At 66.3% G+C, this 16769-nt stretch carries 12 protein-coding genes; all 12 read right to left on the reverse strand.

All coding sequences use genetic code 11. From position 1 onward, the window contains the following. Window positions 1–34 precede the first annotated feature (34 nt). Complete coding sequence (gene addA / locus XI06_RS38425; protein ID WP_271607706.1) at window positions 35–3544, reverse strand: double-strand break repair helicase AddA; 3510 nt, start codon at window positions 3542–3544, stop codon at window positions 35–37. Further along, window positions 3538–6681 (reverse strand): double-strand break repair protein AddB, encoded by a 3144-nt coding sequence (addB, locus tag XI06_RS38430; protein WP_237871845.1) that lies wholly within the window; start codon window positions 6679–6681, stop codon window positions 3538–3540. The genes addA and addB overlap by 7 nt, the downstream gene beginning before the upstream one ends. Window positions 6682–6771: 90 nt before the next feature. Further along, window positions 6772–7494, reverse strand: coding sequence for a nucleotidyltransferase family protein (locus XI06_RS38435; RefSeq protein WP_237860695.1), 723 nt, complete (start codon window positions 7492–7494; stop codon window positions 6772–6774). A 125-nt stretch (window positions 7495–7619) separates the two neighbouring features. Beyond that, window positions 7620–7937, reverse strand: coding sequence for a PilZ domain-containing protein (locus tag XI06_RS38440; RefSeq protein ID WP_237860693.1), 318 nt, complete (start codon window positions 7935–7937; stop codon window positions 7620–7622). 89 nt (window positions 7938–8026) lie between these two features. Further along, window positions 8027–9559 carry a tRNA (adenosine(37)-N6)-threonylcarbamoyltransferase complex ATPase subunit type 1 TsaE gene (gene tsaE, locus XI06_RS38445; protein ID WP_237871843.1) on the reverse strand — a complete coding sequence of 511 codons (1533 nt, stop codon included), beginning with the start codon at window positions 9557–9559 and terminating at the stop codon, window positions 8027–8029. Further along, window positions 9556–12060: a sensor histidine kinase gene (locus XI06_RS38450; RefSeq protein WP_237871841.1), complete on the reverse strand. Its 2505-nt coding sequence runs from the start codon at window positions 12058–12060 to the stop codon at window positions 9556–9558. Before XI06_RS38450 ends, tsaE begins: the two co-directional genes overlap by 4 nt. 188 nt (window positions 12061–12248) lie before the next feature. After that, window positions 12249–12848 (reverse strand): TetR/AcrR family transcriptional regulator, encoded by a 600-nt coding sequence (locus XI06_RS38455; RefSeq protein WP_237871839.1) that lies wholly within the window; start codon window positions 12846–12848, stop codon window positions 12249–12251. A gap of 10 nt (window positions 12849–12858) precedes the next feature. Further along, the gene (locus XI06_RS38460; protein WP_237860684.1) at window positions 12859–13536 is read right to left on the reverse strand and encodes a cupin domain-containing protein; all 678 of its coding nucleotides are present in this window, start codon (window positions 13534–13536) and stop codon (window positions 12859–12861) included. A gap of 25 nt (window positions 13537–13561) precedes the next feature. Beyond that, window positions 13562–14272: an SDR family NAD(P)-dependent oxidoreductase gene (locus XI06_RS38465; protein WP_271607707.1), complete on the reverse strand. Its 711-nt coding sequence runs from the start codon at window positions 14270–14272 to the stop codon at window positions 13562–13564. Window positions 14273–14275: 3 nt separating this feature from the next. Next, on the reverse strand, window positions 14276–14674 hold the full coding sequence (locus XI06_RS38470; RefSeq protein ID WP_271607708.1) for an MAPEG family protein: 399 nt from the start codon (window positions 14672–14674) through the stop codon (window positions 14276–14278). A gap of 116 nt (window positions 14675–14790) precedes the next feature. Then, window positions 14791–15249 carry a dUTP diphosphatase gene (dut, locus tag XI06_RS38475; protein ID WP_237860677.1) on the reverse strand — a complete coding sequence of 153 codons (459 nt, stop codon included), beginning with the start codon at window positions 15247–15249 and terminating at the stop codon, window positions 14791–14793. Next, window positions 15246–16706, reverse strand: a complete 1461-nt coding sequence (gene coaBC, locus XI06_RS38480; protein WP_271607709.1) for a bifunctional phosphopantothenoylcysteine decarboxylase/phosphopantothenate--cysteine ligase CoaBC — start codon at window positions 16704–16706, stop codon at window positions 15246–15248. Before coaBC ends, dut begins: the two co-directional genes overlap by 4 nt. Window positions 16707–16769 lie beyond the last annotated feature (63 nt).

Consider the following 16769-nt stretch of genomic DNA (forward strand, 5'->3'; position numbering starts at 1 on the left):
GACATGGAATCGCGCCCGGGATCATGGTGCCAACCTATGAACGGCCCCTTGCCGGGTCAAGGACGCTCACACTGAGATGAAGGGATGCCAGCGCCGCGTCCAGCGCGGGGGCCGAAATCTCCATATATTCAAGGGCCTCGGTCCAGAGCAGGACCGCGCGGATGGGCTTTTGGGGATAAAGCCGCGATAGCACCGCCCGGTAGAGCGCGAGCTGCCTGACATAGGCGGCGGGGGCATCAGCGGCGCTCCTGGGCGCCGTCTGGTTGGTCTTGAAATCGACGATCAGAACCTCTGATGGGGTCACCACCAGCCGGTCGATCTGCCCAGACACCAGCGCCGGCCGCCGTCCCGGTCGGTCGAGCTTGCCGACGATGGCGGCCTCCGCCCGGCTGCCCGCGGCAAAGACCGGCGCGAATCGCGGCTCGGCGATCAAGGCGAGCACCTTGTCGGCCAAAACGATGCGGTCAGCCTCGGTCCAGTCGGCCGCATTGCGCGCCATGAAGCCGAGCGCGGCCTCGCGCCGGCGCTCGGCGGCGATGTCAGGCAGCGACTGCAGCAACCGGTGCACCAGCGTGCCGCGCTGCAGCGCCAGGGCGCGGGACTGGACTGATTCGCCTGACCGGACCGCGCGGCCTTCCTCGGCCGGCTGGCCGGACGGGCGAACCGGATCGTCGTCGAGTGTCTCGCGCGGCGCTGGCGTGCGCAGCCAGTCCGGCAGCGTGATGGTCTGGTCCACGGCTGCGGCCGGTGTGCCCAGCGCCGCAACATCCTCGGCACGCGCGAATCGGGTCACCTTGCCGAGCGGTGTCTCGATCGTCTGCTTGTCGAGACCCGAGGAGGATAGACCGGTGTCGATCAGGTCGTACCAGCTCAGCTTGCGGACCGTCCGCATATTGCCGGGCATGCAGCCGCCGACGATCAGCCGGTCGGCCGCGCGCGTCATCGCGACATAGAGCAGGCGGCGATATTCGTCCTCGGTCTCCTCCAGCATTGCCTTGCGCGCCTCGGCGACGGGTTTTGGGTCGTCGGCCTTGCGCCCGGCCCACACCACCACCTCGCCGCCATTGCCGCGCGGCACGTTGATCAGCCGGACCCGCTGCGAGTCCGCGGGCGACGACGTGGTATCGACCATGAACACGACCGAGGCCTCGAGGCCCTTGGCGCCGTGCACGGTCATCACCCGCACCTCGTCGCGCGTGATCTCCATGTCGCGCTTCACTTCGGTATCGGCGGAGCGCAGCCAGGCCATAAAACCTTGCAGCGAGGCAGGTGCCTTGCGCTCGCAATTCAGCGCCAGCTCCAGAAATTCGTCGAGCGCGTCATTCGCTTCATGCCCGAGCCGGCGCAGGATGCGCGCGCGGCCGCCGTCGCCGCCGAGCAGCCAGGCGTAGAAGGCGAACGGCGTCTCCTCGCGCGCGCGCATCTCGCAGGCCTCCAGGCGCCGCAGCACGGTCGCGAATTTCTCGTTTCCAGCCGCATGCTCGCCCAGCGCGCGACGCAGCGATCCCTTGCGGCCATGGGCCAACTGAAACAGGTCGTCGTCGTCGAGGCCGAACAGCGGACTCTTCAGCGCCACAGCCAGCGCCAGATCGTCCTGCGGCAGCAGCAGCGCATCCGCCAGGTTCATCAGATCGATGATCGCGATGTGCTCGGTCAGCTTCAGTCGGTCGGCACCGGCGACGGGAATGCCGGCGTGCTTCAGCGCCTGGATCACCGCGTCGAACGCATTGCCGCGCCGGCGTACAAGAATCAGCATGTCACCATAGCGCAAGGGGCGTCGCTCGTTCTCGTGGCCCGTCAGCGTGCCGCTCTCGACCAGCCGCTTGATCTCGGCCTGAATGCGCCGTGCGAGCTTGACCTCGGGGCTGGTCACGGCGACGCCGTCGAACGGCGCGCGCCAGCCCTCGATCTCCTGTCGGTCGTCCGCCTCGGCAAGATCCCACAGCTCGATCACGCTCGGGCCGGCATCGGCCAGCGCGTTGTGCAGGGGATGACCGATCTCGACGGAATGGATGCTCTTGTAGATCGCGGGATCGCGGAAGACGTGGTCGACCGAGTGCAGGATCGCGGCGCCCGAGCGGAACGAATAAGTGAAAGCCACGGGATCGAATTTCAACCCGGCCGCGGTGAACTTGCGGTGCAGCTCGCGCCGTCGCGCGTCGAACTCGTGGGGCGCCGCGCCCTGGAACGAGAAGATCGACTGCTTCTCGTCGCCGACGGCGAACACCGTGCGGTTCAAGCCTTCGCGCGCGCCCTCGCCGGCCGTGAACTCGGAGATGATATGCGCGACAATGTCCCATTGCCGCGGGCTGGTGTCCTGGGCCTCGTCGATCAGCACGTGATCGACGCCGCGGTCGAGCTTGTAGTGCACCCAGCCCGAGGAGATGCGGTCGAGCATCGCCAGAGTCTTGTCGATGAGATCGTCATAGTCGAGCAGGCCGCGCTCCTGCTTCTCGCGGCGGTAGTTCGCAGCGGCTGCGGTCGCGATATGCAGCAGAGCCGCGGTGCGGTCGCGCATGGTCACCGCGCGGCGCTTCTCGATCAATCCAAACAGGCGGGACGCCTCGTTCTCGAACAGGCGCGCGACGGAGGGATTGTGCTCGCCGAATTTCTTGGTCAGCACCGCCTTGCGCGGCAGCTTGTCGTCGGTGAGGAAGACGGACAGATAAGCATCGACCTGCGCGGCGCCGGAAAACGCCTTGGCCTCGCGGAGCCGGCTCGCCTGATCGTTGTCGGATTTGCTGCCGTCCTCGAGCGCGAAGGCGATGTCGTCCCAGCGCACCCGCGGCAGGAACGGGCCGTCGAGGATCTCGGTCTCGACGTCCTCGATGCCGTCGCTCGCATCCACGCCCAGCACAGCGGCCATCTGTTCGGCGGCAGCCCCGGCATTGCCGGCCTCATCGGTCCAGGCCATGAAGTGATCGCGGCTCAGGCACGCCTCGCGCACGACCTCCTTGAAGGTGACGTCGGCGGCGTTTGCCATCGCAGTCAGCAGCGCGCGGCCGGTGACGCTGTCAGGATCGCGCGCGGCCTCCAGAAACACCTTCAGATTGGCGCGCTCCATCATATCGGTCTGGTCGCGGTCGTCCATCACAGCAAAGCGCGCCGGCACGTTGGCCTCGAACGGGAATTGCTGGAGCAGGCGGGTGCAGAGCGCGTGGATGGTCTGCACCTTCAGCCCGCCCGGCGTCTCCAGCGCACAGGCGAACAGCTTTCGCGCCTCCCGCCGCAGCTTTGCGCTGGGATGCGGGATGCCGACGGCGCGGATCGCGGCATCGAGCCCGGTATCGTCAAGCGTCACCCAATGTCCAAGCGTGGTGAACACGCGCTCGGCCATGTTGGCGGCCGCGGCCTTGGTGAAGGTGATGCAGAGGATCTTTTCCGGCGGCACGCCTGACAGCAAGAGGCGGATCACGCGCTGCACCAGCACATGCGTCTTGCCCGAGCCGGCATTGGCCGACACGAAGGCCGACGCGGTCGGGTCGGACGCACGCGCCTGTCGTGCGCGCACTTCGTCGGGGATGGGGCGCGGAAGCTTCACCATTCCTCGATCCCCAGGCCGCCGGCCGCGGACCATTCCTTGATCCGGGCGAGGTCGTCATAGGCGCCGTAGCGGTTGGTCCACATCGGCAGGTTCAGCGAGGTGTAGGGCTGGTTGTCGTCGTCGAAGGCGCGGATCAGCGCCTCCAGTTTGGCTCTTGCGTCGGCGGCAGCAGTGTCCGGTGGAATCGGCTCGTCACCTTTGTTTATCTTGAGCTGGACGATGCGCTCTTCTCCGGCAGGATTGTTGCCGCTCAGGCGCACATAGACGAGCTGACTCACCGACGAACCGGCATCGATATCGGGGAAACCGCCCTCGCGCAGGATCGCGGCTTCCAGTGTCAGTTGCGGTGACAGCCCTAAGCGGACCTGCTTGTCGCTTGGCGGCTGGCCGGTCTTGTAATCGAGGATGGCGTAGCCGCCGCCCTGGCGCCGCTCGATGCGGTCGGCGCGGGCGGAAAGGCGGAAGCTGCGCTCATTGTCGAGCCGGATCGAGATCTCGCCGCGCGTCTCCGCTGTGATCGCCTCGATCGCATCGCGCCGTGCCGTCTCCCATTCGCCGAACCAGCGTGCGATGCGCTGGAAGCGTGGCCACCACAGCGCGCGCGCCTCGGGCCGCTCCATCAGCAGCGCGAAATGTCTTTCGCCGATCGCGCGCAACACGCGGGCGGGATCGTCGGGCAGATGTGCAGCATAGGTCTCGGTGAACTCGCCGATCGCATCGTGGATGGCCGAGCCCCGATCGGCTGCCGACAGCGGCATGTCGACCGGATCGAGCGCATCGAGCCGTAAGATATATTTGGCGTAGATCGTGTAGGGATCGCGCAGCCAGTCCTCGATCGCGGTGACGGACATTTTCAGCGGCCGCGTCGCGCGCGGCGGGCGCGGCTCGGGCTGCTTGATCGGCTTGACCTCGGCGGGCCGGTCGAGCGCGCCTGCAAACTGCACGTATTTCTCGCCGGCGCGGACAGCCGCCTTCCAGAGCTCGGCGCCCGCAACCGCTTCCAGCCGGTGCAGGAAGCGCGAGGCGACGGCCGGCGCGCCGCCGGCCTTGGCGGAATGGGTGAGGATGACCTCATCGCCGCCGAGCAGTTGCGCAAAATCGTGCGCGGAGAGGCCGATACGCCGCTCCGGCAGATCGAGACCGAGCTCGTGCCGCATCGGCCGGCTAAGCCAGGGATCGATCCGCGGCGCCGGCGGCCACACGCCCTCAATGAGTCCGCCGATGATGACGCGGTCGGCCTGCATCAGCCGCGATTCCAGCGGGCCGTAGATCTGCAGGCGTGCGCCGGGCTTGTCACGCCGTCGCACGGCGCGATCGCTGAACGCCGTCTGGAACACGTCGGCATAGTCAGGCAGCGGCACCATCAGCCCGCTGGTGGTGCCGCCGCGCAGGAGATCGTCGAAGGCGCCGGCGAGCGCGAGGCCTTCGCGCTCCTCGAAGGCAAGCGGAATGCCCTGCTCGTCGCGCGACAGCTCGATGATGATCTCGCGATGGCGATGCGCAAGCTCGGCAAAGTCGAACGGTTTTGACGAGGCCAGGCTTTCGATCGGGGCCAGGGCTCTCTGCAACGCCTCGATCAGCGCCTGGACGCGATCGAGATCTTCCGCCTTGAGACGCGCCCGCGGCTCGGCGGCGTGCAGCGCAGAGATTTCATGGCGCCAGAGCTTTGCCAGCTCCTCGCGAAAGCGGTTGAATTCGCGCAGCAGGCCGCCCGTGCTCGCCGGTGGGCGCGTGCCGCGCAACACCGCAAGCTCGAGGTCCTCGATCTCAGCCTTCCATGCGCCGCTCGCGCGGCCAAGGCGACAGAGCGGGTGTTTCAGCATCGCCAGCAGCGTCGGCGGCTCCAAGCCCCTGGTCGCGGCCTCAGCCACAAGGCGCGCGAACACGCCGGCTGCGGTTTCCATCAGCACGTCGCCGCCGGAATCATCGAAGGCGAGATCCCATCGCGTCAGCGCGGCCATCACCCGCCGCGCCAGCGCACGATCGGGCGTCACCAGCGCCGCCGATTTGTCCAGATGCCGCGCCTCGCGCATCGCAATGGCTATCGCGAGCGCCTCCATCTCCGGATTGGGCGCCTCGACCACGGCGAGGTTCTTCATGCCGCCTGATATCCTCGCGGCCACATCGGGCTGCTTCAGCCGGTCATGCCATTTCTCGGTTGCGCTGGACGGCCGCATCGATTCGGAAGCAAGGAGATCGCGCCCATGCGGTGCAGCCGGCTCCAGGATCTCGACGTCGCCGCGCTTGATGCCGAAGCGCTCGAGCAGCCCGTGCATCGCATATTGCGGATGGTTCGAGGTGGGATTCTCGGTGATGCCCAGCAGGTCCCTGCTGCCGCCGATGATCCGCCAGGCATCGTCGTCCAGGTCAGTGTCGAGCCCCGGCAGCACAACCGCACCATGCGGCAGCGCGGCGACCGCGTGCAAAAATTTTGCGGTGGCCGGCATCGAGCCGGTCGAGCCCGCCGCAATCACGGGGCCATGCGGATGCGCGGTCAGCCGCTTGGCTTCCGCCGCGATCAGCAGATCGCGCCGTGCGGCCGGCTCGATCCGGTTGATCTCGGCGAGATGAGCGGGCCAGGCGATGCGCGCGATGCGCAGAAAATCAAGCGAGTGCTGCCAGTAACGGTCGAGCATGTCAGGCACGAGGCCGTCGAGCTTGCCCCAGTCGACGCCGCGCGTCACCATGTCGTCGATCAGGCGTGCGAGGTCGCCGGCGAGCGCCAGCGTCGAGGCGGGGCCGCCGACCACCAGCGGCGCCAGCACCGGGCCCTTGGCCCAGGCCGCGACCAGCTGTGCCAGGGTCAGCCGCCGTTCCAGCTCGCCGAGCCGCGGCGGAATCTCGAGCGGCGTCGCGCCGGAAAACTGCTCGCCTTCCTCGGCGAAAGCGAGCTCGTCCTCGTCGATGTCGCCGAGCGCAACGATGCGCGGCAGCACCACGGCATCCGTCCTCATTTCCTCAAGGAAGATCTCGCGCACCACGCGCATGGCACGCCGTGTCGGCAAGTACAGCGTGGCGTCCGCCAGCCGCGCCGGTTCCTTGCGCGCCTCGAATCCCTCGACCAGCCGGCCGTCGAGCAGGCTCGCGACGATCGTGCGCAGGAACGGAACTGAGAGGGGAACGCTGAATACGCGCATGAGCTGCCTGATTCGGGGATCAGGCGCCAATATAGGGAGGCGGCTTCAAATGGATATGGGTGGGCCGAAATCGTCCCCGCTGTTCGCGCCCTACGCCACGCTCTCCAGAAACGCCTCTTCCGCGGCGTGCACCGCATCTGGCGTGCCGACATGCATCCAGACGCCGTCGAGGCGGAGGCCGAACAGGCGCTCCTGCTCATTGGCGCGGTCGAACATTTTGGTCAGCGAGAATTCGCCTTGCGGCGCGCCTTCAAAGATCCTCGGCGACAGGATCGCAGCGCCCGCATAGACGAACGGGACGATCTCTTTCTCCTTGCGCTTGCGCAAGGCGCCGTCGGGCAGCATGCCGTAATCGCCGCGGCCGCTATAGCCGATGCTGGTTGCGGTCGGCGCCATCAGCAGCAGGATGTCCATGCTTGCGGGGTCGAAATTTTCCGCGAGCCGCGTCAGATTGGAGCGGACGCCGTCGATCCACAGCGTGTCGGAATTGACGTGGAAGAACGGCGCGTCGCCGAGCAGCGGCAGCGCCTTGACCACGCCGCCGCCGGTGCCGAGCACCTGGTCGCGCTCGTCCGAGATGGTCACGCGCGGATGCTGGCGCGTTGCGGTGTGCTCGATGATCTGGTCGGGCAGATAGTGCACGTTGACGACCGCGTCGGTGACGCCGGCCTGGGCGAGCTTGTCGAGCACGTGGTCGAGCAGCGGCTGGCCGGCCACCGGCACCATCGGCTTCGGCATCTTGTCCGTCAGCGGACGCATGCGCAGGCCGAACCCCGCGGCGAGCACCATGGCTTTGGTCGGTTTGACGGACATGCCTAGCCTTCTCGAACCTCGATCATTCGCGTTTGCAGCAATCCTAACACGGACCAGGATAGGCCGCACCGCATCTCAAACGGCCTTAGCCACCCGCCGTGACGGTTGTGCGACGTGTGTTGCCGTCACGCCCCGACGGCTGTGGACCGCGCCTTTTTCTTCTTGTCGCCGACTTTCAGGAAATTGACGCCGATCTGGTCGCCATTCACCCAGGCCAGTTCGCAGCGCCGGTACGCAAGTCCTGTCGACGACAGCAGCAGAAAAAATTCCTTCAGATGCAGGCCTTCGACCGAGCCGTCGATGGTCAGCTTGGCGCCGCTCTCGGAGACGTCCTCCATGGTGCATTCGCGACGCCAGGTGCCGTCAATGCCCATCATCTGGGCCGAAATCCCGCGTTCGAAAACAACCCTGCTATTCCCGCGATGATCCGTCTTGACCGCCATCTGCCTCAAGCTCCAGCCCCGTCTTTGTCCGGCGGCCCGCGGGCGATGATACCGGCGTGATGGCTAACAGCCGGTAAACCGGTTCCGGCTCAGCGGTCAGGCGGCTTTTGCGGCGGCGGCACGTTGGCGAGATACCAGTCGCGCAGATGCGCGAGGGCGGGATGCGCGAGCGAGCGCTGCAGATAGGTCCAGATCCGCGGCTGGTGGCGCAGATAATGCGGCTTGCCGTCGCGGCGGTTGAGGCGAGCGAAGGTGCCGAGCAGGCGCGTGTTGCGCTGCGCCGACATGATGGCATAGAGCTCGGCGAATCCGGCCGCATCGAAGCTCGCATCATCCTTGCGGCGCGCCTTGATGTAGCGCGACAGCAACGTCAGCTCGAGGCTCTCGGGCACATCGATGCGGGCGTCCTGAAGCAGCGACACCACGTCATAGGCGTGCGGCCCCAGCACGGTGTCCTGGAAGTCGATCACGCCGACGCGCGCCATGCCGGCGCGGTCCGCGAGCCAGATCAGGTTGGGCGAGTGGTAGTCGCGGATGACCCAGGTCTTTGGCGCGGCCAGCGGTTTCTTCAGGAGCTCGCGCCACATCGCAAAGAATTCCGCGCGCTTCTCGTTGCTCAGCGGCGCGTTGCGATCGGGCAGATACCATTCCGGCATCAGGCCGATCTCGATCAGCAGCGCATCGGTGTGCCAGGCGGGAATGGTGTAAGTCTGCCCGTCCAGCGGCAGCGTCTCCGGCAGCGTCTTGCCGTGGAGCACGGCCAGCACGTCGGTCGCGGCCTCATAGCGTTCGGGAATCGGCCGCGGCGGATCGCCTTCGATCACGCCTTCGCTGCCGAAATCTTCCGAGATGAGAAAGCCGTGGTCGAGATCGCAACGGTGGATTTTCGGCGCCGAGATACCTGCCGCGCGCAAACCTTCGTCGATGGCGACGAAAGGCTTGATGTTCTCAGCGAGATGCACCGCGGCGCTGTAGGACTTTCCATTGTAGATAGCTGCACCATCGGGGCGCTGCGGCGAGTTCATGAGGATGACGCCGCCGTCGTCGCGGATCAGGCGCGCATAGGAGCGCGTCGAGGCGTCGCCCGGCATATGCTTGCGCGTCGCGTCGAGATGACCTGACGCGTCGAGGAATTCGCGCAACGCCTTCAGCCGCGCAACGGTGGGCGCACTCTTGCCGTAGCCGGTGATATCGGCAGCGCGCGCATTCGAGCCCAGCGCCGGGCGGTGCGTCAGCGCGATGTCGATGCGGTCTGCAGGCATCGCCGATGGCGCCCGCTCGGGCCATTCGATCAGCACCAGCGTTGCATCCGGGAGCGGCGACAATCCGATCTCCTCGAGCTCGCTCTCGTCCTCGACGCGGTAGAGGTCGGCATGCATCACGGCAAAGGCCGGCAGCTCGTAGCTCTGCACCAGCGTGAAGGTCGGGCTCGGCACTTCCAGCGCGTCGTCGCCGGCGAGATAGCGGATCAGGCTGCGCGCCGCGGCGGTCTTGCCGGCGCCGAGATCGCCCGTCAGCGTGATGGTGTCGCCGGGGCCGACCAGCAGCGCCAGGTCGGCCATCAATTGCGCGGTGGCCGTCTCGTTGTGGAGCGCGACGGAGAGTTTGGTGGGTTCGCTCATTCGGCGGCGTCGCGATGCGCCGCCTGGTCGGTCGGGAAGTCGCAGATCACGACCGTGCCTTTGCCGACGACCGAATCCACCTGAATCTTGCCGCCATGCAGTTCGACGAAGGAGCGCACCAGCGACAGCCCGAGCCCGGCGCCGCGATGACGCGAGCCCTGCGAGCGGCTTTCGAACCAGTTGAATACCTTGTCCTTCATGTCGGCGGGTATTCCAGGTCCGGAATCTGTCACAATGAAGACCACGCTGTGGTCGGTGCGGCGCGCGCTGATCCCGACGGTGGAATCCTGCGGCGAGAAGCCGACCGCATTGGCGAGGAGGTTATAGAGCACCTGCACGACGCGCTTCTCGTCGCCGATGAAGCTGCCGACATCGGGCGCGATCTCGACCTTGAGGCGGATGCGGTCGGTGGCGAGCCGGTCCTGGATACCTTCGGCGGCGAGCTCGATGGTCTTGCTGACGTCGACCGGGCCGAGCTCCAGCTTCATGGCGCCGGCATCGATGGTGGCGAGATCGAGGATGTTGTTGGTCAGCGCCAGCAGCGCATTGGTCGATTTGGTGACGTAGTCGAGATATTCGGCCTGCTTCGGCGTCAGCGGCCCGGTCGAGGGGTCGCTGAGGAAATGCGCGAAGCCGATGATGGTGGTGAGCGGCGAGCGCAGCTCGTAGGAGACGTGGTGGACGAAATCCACCTTCATCTGGTCGGCGGCTTCCAGCGCCTCGTTGCGCTCGCGCAGCGCGCGCTCGACATTCTCGGTGTCGGTAATGTCGAGGAAGGTCAGCATGGTCGCGCCGTCATGCAGCGGCCGGATCATGCCGTCGAGCACGCTGCCGTCCTTGCGCTCGAGCTTGATCGGCACGTCGGCGCGGCTCTCGATCGAGGTGATGGCCTCGCGGATCTGGCGCCACACCACGGGATCGTCGAACAGCTGTTGGCACCAGCCCTCGACGGTCTGGATATGCGGCTCCTCGCGCATGGCATCGTTCGAGAGCTTCCACATCCGGACGAAGGCCGGATTGAACAGCTGCGCCTTGCCGTTGCTGCCGAACACGGCGACGCCCTCGGCGAGGCTGTCCAGCGTCTCGCGCTGGACCCGGATCATGCCGTCGAAGCGGCGGGCCAGCTCGAGGCTCTCGGTGACGTCGTCGAACAGATAGGTGACGCCGCCTTCGGGGTTCGGCGTGGTGACGACGGAGAGCGCGCGGCCGTCGGGCAGGTACCAGGTGTCCTTCGCGGCCTCGACCGCGCGATAGGCCTCGTGCAGCTTGGCCTTCCAGGCGCGGAAATCAGGCTGCTCCGGCAATTTGCGCGCGGCGCGAAGCTGGTCGAGCACGCTGGAATCGTCAGGATTGGTGTCGAGGAAATTGCGGTCGAGATCCCACAGCCGGCGGTAGGAATCGTTGTAGAAGGCGAGCCGGCGCTGGCCGTCGAACACGGCAACGCCTGACGAGAGCTGGTCGAGCGTGCGGCGATGCGCCTCTGCCATCCGCACCAGCGCGGCGCTCAAGGCATTGGCTTCGGATGCGTCGATCGCGACACCGACACTGCCATGGCCGACATTGACGGAACGCACGTCGTACATGCGTCGCTCGCCGCCGATCACGATCGGCAGCCGCGAGGTGAAGTGAGCCGCCTCCTTCAGACCGCGCTCCATGGCGGTGCGGTCGGAGCTGTCGAGCAGCTCGAGCTTGCGCTCCTGGGCGTCCGCGATGCTGGTCGCGTCCGTCGCGCGGACATAGGCCGGATTGGCGAAGGTCAATGCGCCGTTCTCGCCCTTGGCCCAGATCGGCCATGGCGCCGCGGCAGCGAAGCCGCGCAACATCTCGGTCTCGTCGGAGAGCGCCTTGTAGCGCAAATTGGTCTCGGCCAGATCGCGCCGTAGGCCGGACAATTCGCGAATCCGGACAATGGCCTGGCCGCCGATGGCGCGGCCGATCGCTTCCAGCGTATGGCCGTTGGCGGTGGTCAGCGTGAGCTGGAAGCCATCGCCGCGTTCGCGCAAGCCATCGACGGCGTGATCCATCTGCAGCGCCGGTTCCGGCGGCAGCCAGGTTCCGAAGGCGAGCACGCGCTGCGGCGACGAATCGCGTGGCAGCACCATGGCGATGTCGCCCGAGATCTGCGCGCGATCGTCGCCGGCCGGCCAGGAGATCAGGATCTGCGGCTCGGCGAACAGAAGCGCGCCGAAGCGGTCGGTCTGCAGCTGGAGTTCCCGGATCCGCCCCAGCAGTGCCGCCTCGTTCTTGGCGGTGCGCACACGGGTCCGCATCAACAGGATCGCGGCCACGACCGTGAACCCAAGCAAAGCCAGCGCGGTGGCCAGCACCGCGAGCTCCTGCCGGTTGAAATCCAGCAATATCGAAAGTGTGTCGACGAGGTCGGCGGCATCAGCCGGCTCAGCCGGCAGCAGCGCTGCGAGAGCGCCTCCGAATAGGCTGTTGCGCACCAGCGAAGTGCACGACAGCAGCGTCCGACGCATCGACACGATCACGCCTGACATAGTTGCCCCAAGACCGCACGAATTGACCTCGCGGCGACCCCCGTCGCGCGCGAATCAAACGACAATACCCCCACCGCGACTCCACCGGTAAGAGTCCAGACCGTGAACAGGAATCTCACGGGGGAAAAAAGCAGATGCCGAACTCTGTCGGGCCGCCATGGGCCCGTATTTCGGCGGATTCGCGTCGGTCAGGAACCGGCGGTGAGCTGGAGTTTCATCACGGTGATCACGTCACGCAGTTGCGTCGCATCGCCCGTGGCACGTTTCACCAGAAGCGCGCCCTGCAGGGCACTGAAGATGAAGCGCGCCAGCTTGGCCGGTGGCGCCGCCAGCGCAAATTCGCCGCCGCGGGTTCCGCGCTTGAGGATGTCGGTCAACCAGTCCTGATGGGTCTGGAAGAAGCCGTCGACGCGAGAGCGCAACTGCGGGGGCAGCGCCAGGATTTCGCCGGCCAGGGCCCCGCACAGGCAGATTCGGTCGGGCGTTTTGGCGAAGCCGATATAAGGCTCGAGATAAAACTCCAGCATCGCCAGCGAAGATTGCGCCTGATCGGCGCCGATTGCTGCCAGCGCATCGCCGAAGCGCGCCACGTATCGGTCGATCACGGCCACGCCGAGATCGGTCTTTGAAGGGAAATGATAGTGGATGCTCGCCTTGCGGATACCGAGACCGTCGGCGATGTCCTGGTAGCTGAAGGCGCTGTAGCCGCGCGTCTGGATCAGCGTCTCGGCGAGATCGAGGATCTGTTCGGCGGTCTCGGATCTCGGCTTCGGCGCCGTCGTCGTCATGCAGTCCCCATCATGATGGCATCCGGCGCAGATGACCTCGCTTGATCCAATAGATCGCGCCGCCACTTGAGCCAAGTGCACGCCGGAACATGGGTGGATTCCGGATCCACGTCCCCTTGCCGTACTGGCCGTGGGCGTCACGGAGGTCGCCCGACAAAATGAATATCTCTTCGCCGGCCGCGCAGTCCACCTCTTCCAGCGCCGTGCCGGGCTGCAGGCGCTCCAGTGCCACCTCTTCCCTGCCGGGAATGACGCAGAGCGGAAGCGTAGCCAGGCCCGACTGGCCGCCATCCCGCCAATTTGCGCGCGCGGTGTCGACGACCAGCCGGTCCTTCTCGCTCGGCTCCATCTGCCGGAGTTTGACGAGGATCGTGCAGCCCGGCGCGGTCCGCGGCGTGTGACGGCTGTGCGGTGGATTGCGGACATAGGTTCCGGCCGGATAGTCGCCATGCTCATCGGAAAACACGCCGTCCAGCACCAGAAACTCCTCGCCGAGCGCGTGCTCATGCGCTGGAAACGAGCTGGCGGCGGCGTAGCGAACGAGCGAGGTCGCGCGCGCGACTTCGCCGCCGATCCGGTCGAGCATCCGGCGCTCGACACCCGCCTGCGGGGAGGGAATCCAGGGCATCGTCTCGGTCGGGATGACGACGCGCTGCGTGAAGTCGGCATTGATGCGATCATTCGCCATGACACTCTCCTGAAGTGACGGTCTCCTAGAATTTTTCCGCGAAGGGACGCAGGTCCATCTCCTGGGTCCATGCCGACGGCGGCTGCGCCGTGAGCTGGAGGTAGGCCTGCGCGATCGCTTTCGCATCCATCCGGCCGGTCGTCGCAGCTCCGAAGCGCTGATCGGTTTTGGGCGCGTCGATCAAGCCGTCGATCACGACATGGGCGACGTGAACGCCCATCGGGCCGAATTCGCGGGCCAGCGCCTGGGCAAGTCCGCGCAGCGCAAATTTGGCTGACGCGAAAGCGGCGAAGTTGGCGCCCCCGCGCAGGCCTGCCGTGGCGCCCGAGAAAATCATGGTGCCGCTCCGACGCGCAGCCATGTGTGGAAGCACGGCTTGCGCCGACAGCATCGCGCCGAAGCAGGCAACGCGCCAGACCTCCTCGAATGCCTGCGGCGAAATTTCGCCGAACGGCCGGATCATCAGGACTTGTGCATTGTGAATGAGAACGTCGATGGTTCCGCCAATGGGCTGCAGCGCGCGTTGAACGTCGGTCGCATTGGTCAGATCGCAGGCCAGGTGGGTATAGCTGCCGCCGGCCCGCGCGACCGACGCGCCGATCCGTTCCGACCCGCTTCCGATCCGTGACAGGCCGAGCACGTCGTAGCCACCTTGCGCGAAAGTCGTGGCGATATCAGCGCCGAGGCCTTCGGCCATGCCGGTGACGAGCAATGTGCGCCGCTTGACGACGGACATCGTTCAGATCCAGCGCAAGATGCTGGCGATGATAGCGATCTGCGCCAGCCAGCCCGCGGTGAACGTCAATGTGCGCGCGGCGGGAATGCCGGCCGCATAGACGACGTAATGCGCGAGCCGGGCGAAGAAGTAGACCACGACGGCAGCCCTGGTCGCCGCGCTCGAAATGCCGAGCACATGCGCGATCAGCACAATCGGCGCGAAGATGGCGAGATTCTCGATGGCGTTGCCATGCGCGCGAATGGCGCGCTGCGCCCAGTCCGCGAGCTTGCCGCTGTCGGGTGCGCCTCCGGCGAGCGCCCCGCCGAGACCGACGGCAACGATGCGATTGAGGACATAGGGCACCCAGAACAATGCCGTCATGAGTGCAGTCAATGTCAGCCAATAGAGCTCGATGGTCACGGCTTCTCCTCCGGTTTTAGGAACTCTCGCGATTTATCTACCTATTAGTAGGTAGAGTCAATCGGCGTGCGTTCGCGAGTCCGTGAAGGCCGGGGTTCTAATGGGAGAAGCGGGGGTTAGCGGCCAGTCGACCCAAAGCCGCCGGTGCCGCGATCGGTCGAGGACAGCGTCGCGACCGGGTCGAGCACGGCCTGCAGCACCGGCGCGATCACCATCTGCGCGATGCGCTCGCCGCGCTTGATCACGAACGGCGCCTCTCCGTGGTTGATCAGGATCACCTTGATCTCACCGCGATAGTCGGCATCAACAGTGCCGGGCGAGTTCAGCACGGTGACGCCGTGCTTGGCCGCGAGACCCGAGCGCGGCCGCACCTGCGCCTCAAAGCCGGGCGGCAAGGCGATCGCAAGGCCTGTCGGCACCAGCGCATATTGCCCAGATGCGAGCGTGATCGGCTCGCCTTCCGGCACCGCCGCCATCAGATCGAGGCCGGCGGCCTCCGCGGTCTGATAGGCCGGCAGCGGCAGGCCTTCCGCGTGGGGCAGGCGCTGCAGTTCGACCGTGACTTTGCTGCTCAAGAGGCCGGCTCCAAGGACTTGTCGACGGATTTGTCGGCCACGCTCTTCACGATATGCGCGACCAGTTCGATGGCGACCTGTTCCTTGGTCATCACAGGCCAGGAATCAACCGTGATCTCGCCGTTGTTCGCAGCATTCTTGCCGATGAGATGCACGGTGTTGCGGTCGCCGCCCATCACGCCTGATGAGGGCGAGACGTCGTTGGCGACGATCCAGTCGCAGCCCTTGCGCGCGAGTTTTGATTTGGCGTTGTCGATCAGATGCTCGGTCTCGGCGGCGAAGCCGATCACCAGCGGCGGGCGCTTGTCGGCGAGTTTTGAGATCGTGGCGAGGATGTCGGGGTTCTCGACGAGCTGCAATGGCGGCATGCCGGCCGATGTCTTCTTCAGCTTCTGCTCGCCCTCATTGGCAACGCGCCAGTCGGCGACGGCGGCGGCGAAGATCGCGATGTCGGCGGGAAGTGCTGATTGCACCTGCTCCAGCATCTGCCGCGCGGATTCCACGTGCTTGACGGTGACGCCCTGAGGATCATCGAGATCCACAGGGCCGCTCACCAAAATCACCTCGGCGCCGGCGGCACGCGCTGCGGCAGCGATGGCAAAGCCCTGCTTGCCCGAGGAGCGATTGGCGATGTAGCGCACCGGATCGATCGGCTCGTGCGTTGGTCCCGCGGTGATCAGCACCCGCTTGCCGGCGAGCGGCCGCGGCACCGGCGGCCGCAGCAGTTTTTCGGCAGCGGTAGCGATCTCGATCGCTTCCGACATGCGGCCGACGCCGGCTTCGCCCGCTTCCGCCATCTCGCCGGAATTGGGGCCGATCAGCAGCACGCCGTCGCGCTGCAGCTGCGCGACGTTGCGGCGGGTCGCCGGGTTGTTCCACATCAGCGGATTCATCGCCGGCGCCAGCAGGATTTTTCGGCTGGTCGCGAGCAGGATCGCGCTGGCGAGATCGTCGGCATGGCCGTTGGCCATCTTCGCCATCAGATCGGCGGTGGCAGGTGCCACCACGATCAGATCGCAGTCGCGGGCGAGGCGGATATGGCCGGCGTCGAATTCGCTCTGGGGATCGAACAGATCATTGTAGACCCGCTCATGGGAGAGGGCGCTGACCGAGAGCGGCGTGACGAATTGCTCGGCGGCCTTGGTCAGCACGCAGCGCACCTCGATGCGCCGCTCCTTCAGCCTGCGGATCAGGTCGAGCGACTTGAAGGCCGCGATCCCGCCACCGATGATCAGGGTGACGCTGGCCTCAGGGAGGGCACTGGAGCGCTGAGACGCCGGCGCGGGGGAAGCTTCAGGCGGCGCAGAAAACGGCGTCAGCGGCTCCTCGCGGCCCTCGATCAGCTCCCGCAGGATGACCCGGACCTCCTCCTCGACCGATCTATGATTCCTGGCCGAGCGCAGCCGCAAATAGGCTTTGACGGTATCGTCGAGCTTACGGATGGTCAGGCTTGCCATGACGCCCTCCAGCACGGAATGATAGCGATGCTATCATCCGTTTGATTGCAATGCAATCAAGCT

The organism is Bradyrhizobium sp. CCBAU 11434, assembly GCF_028128895.1.
GTDB lineage: Bacteria > Pseudomonadota > Alphaproteobacteria > Rhizobiales > Xanthobacteraceae > Bradyrhizobium > Bradyrhizobium zhengyangense.

Excerpts from the sequence above, each read along its gene's own strand:
- addA (WP_271607706.1), bottom strand. The coding sequence starts at position 3,544 with ATGGTGAAGCTTCCGCGCCCCATCCCCGACGAAGTGCGCGCACGACAG.
- XI06_RS38435 (WP_237860695.1), bottom strand. The coding sequence starts at position 7,494 with ATGTCCGTCAAACCGACCAAAGCCATGGTGCTCGCCGCGGGGTTCGGC.
- XI06_RS38465 (WP_271607707.1), bottom strand. The coding sequence starts at position 14,272 with ATGTCCGTCGTCAAGCGGCGCACATTGCTCGTCACCGGCATGGCCGAA.
- addB (WP_237871845.1), bottom strand. The coding sequence starts at position 6,681 with ATGCGCGTATTCAGCGTTCCCCTCTCAGTTCCGTTCCTGCGCACGATC.
- tsaE (WP_237871843.1), bottom strand. The coding sequence starts at position 9,559 with ATGAGCGAACCCACCAAACTCTCCGTCGCGCTCCACAACGAGACGGCC.
- XI06_RS38460 (WP_237860684.1), bottom strand. The coding sequence starts at position 13,536 with ATGGCGAATGATCGCATCAATGCCGACTTCACGCAGCGCGTCGTCATC.
- coaBC (WP_271607709.1), bottom strand. The coding sequence starts at position 16,706 with ATGGCAAGCCTGACCATCCGTAAGCTCGACGATACCGTCAAAGCCTAT.
- XI06_RS38440 (WP_237860693.1), bottom strand. The coding sequence starts at position 7,937 with ATGGCGGTCAAGACGGATCATCGCGGGAATAGCAGGGTTGTTTTCGAA.
- XI06_RS38450 (WP_237871841.1), bottom strand. The coding sequence starts at position 12,060 with ATGTCAGGCGTGATCGTGTCGATGCGTCGGACGCTGCTGTCGTGCACT.
- XI06_RS38455 (WP_237871839.1), bottom strand. The coding sequence starts at position 12,848 with ATGACGACGACGGCGCCGAAGCCGAGATCCGAGACCGCCGAACAGATC.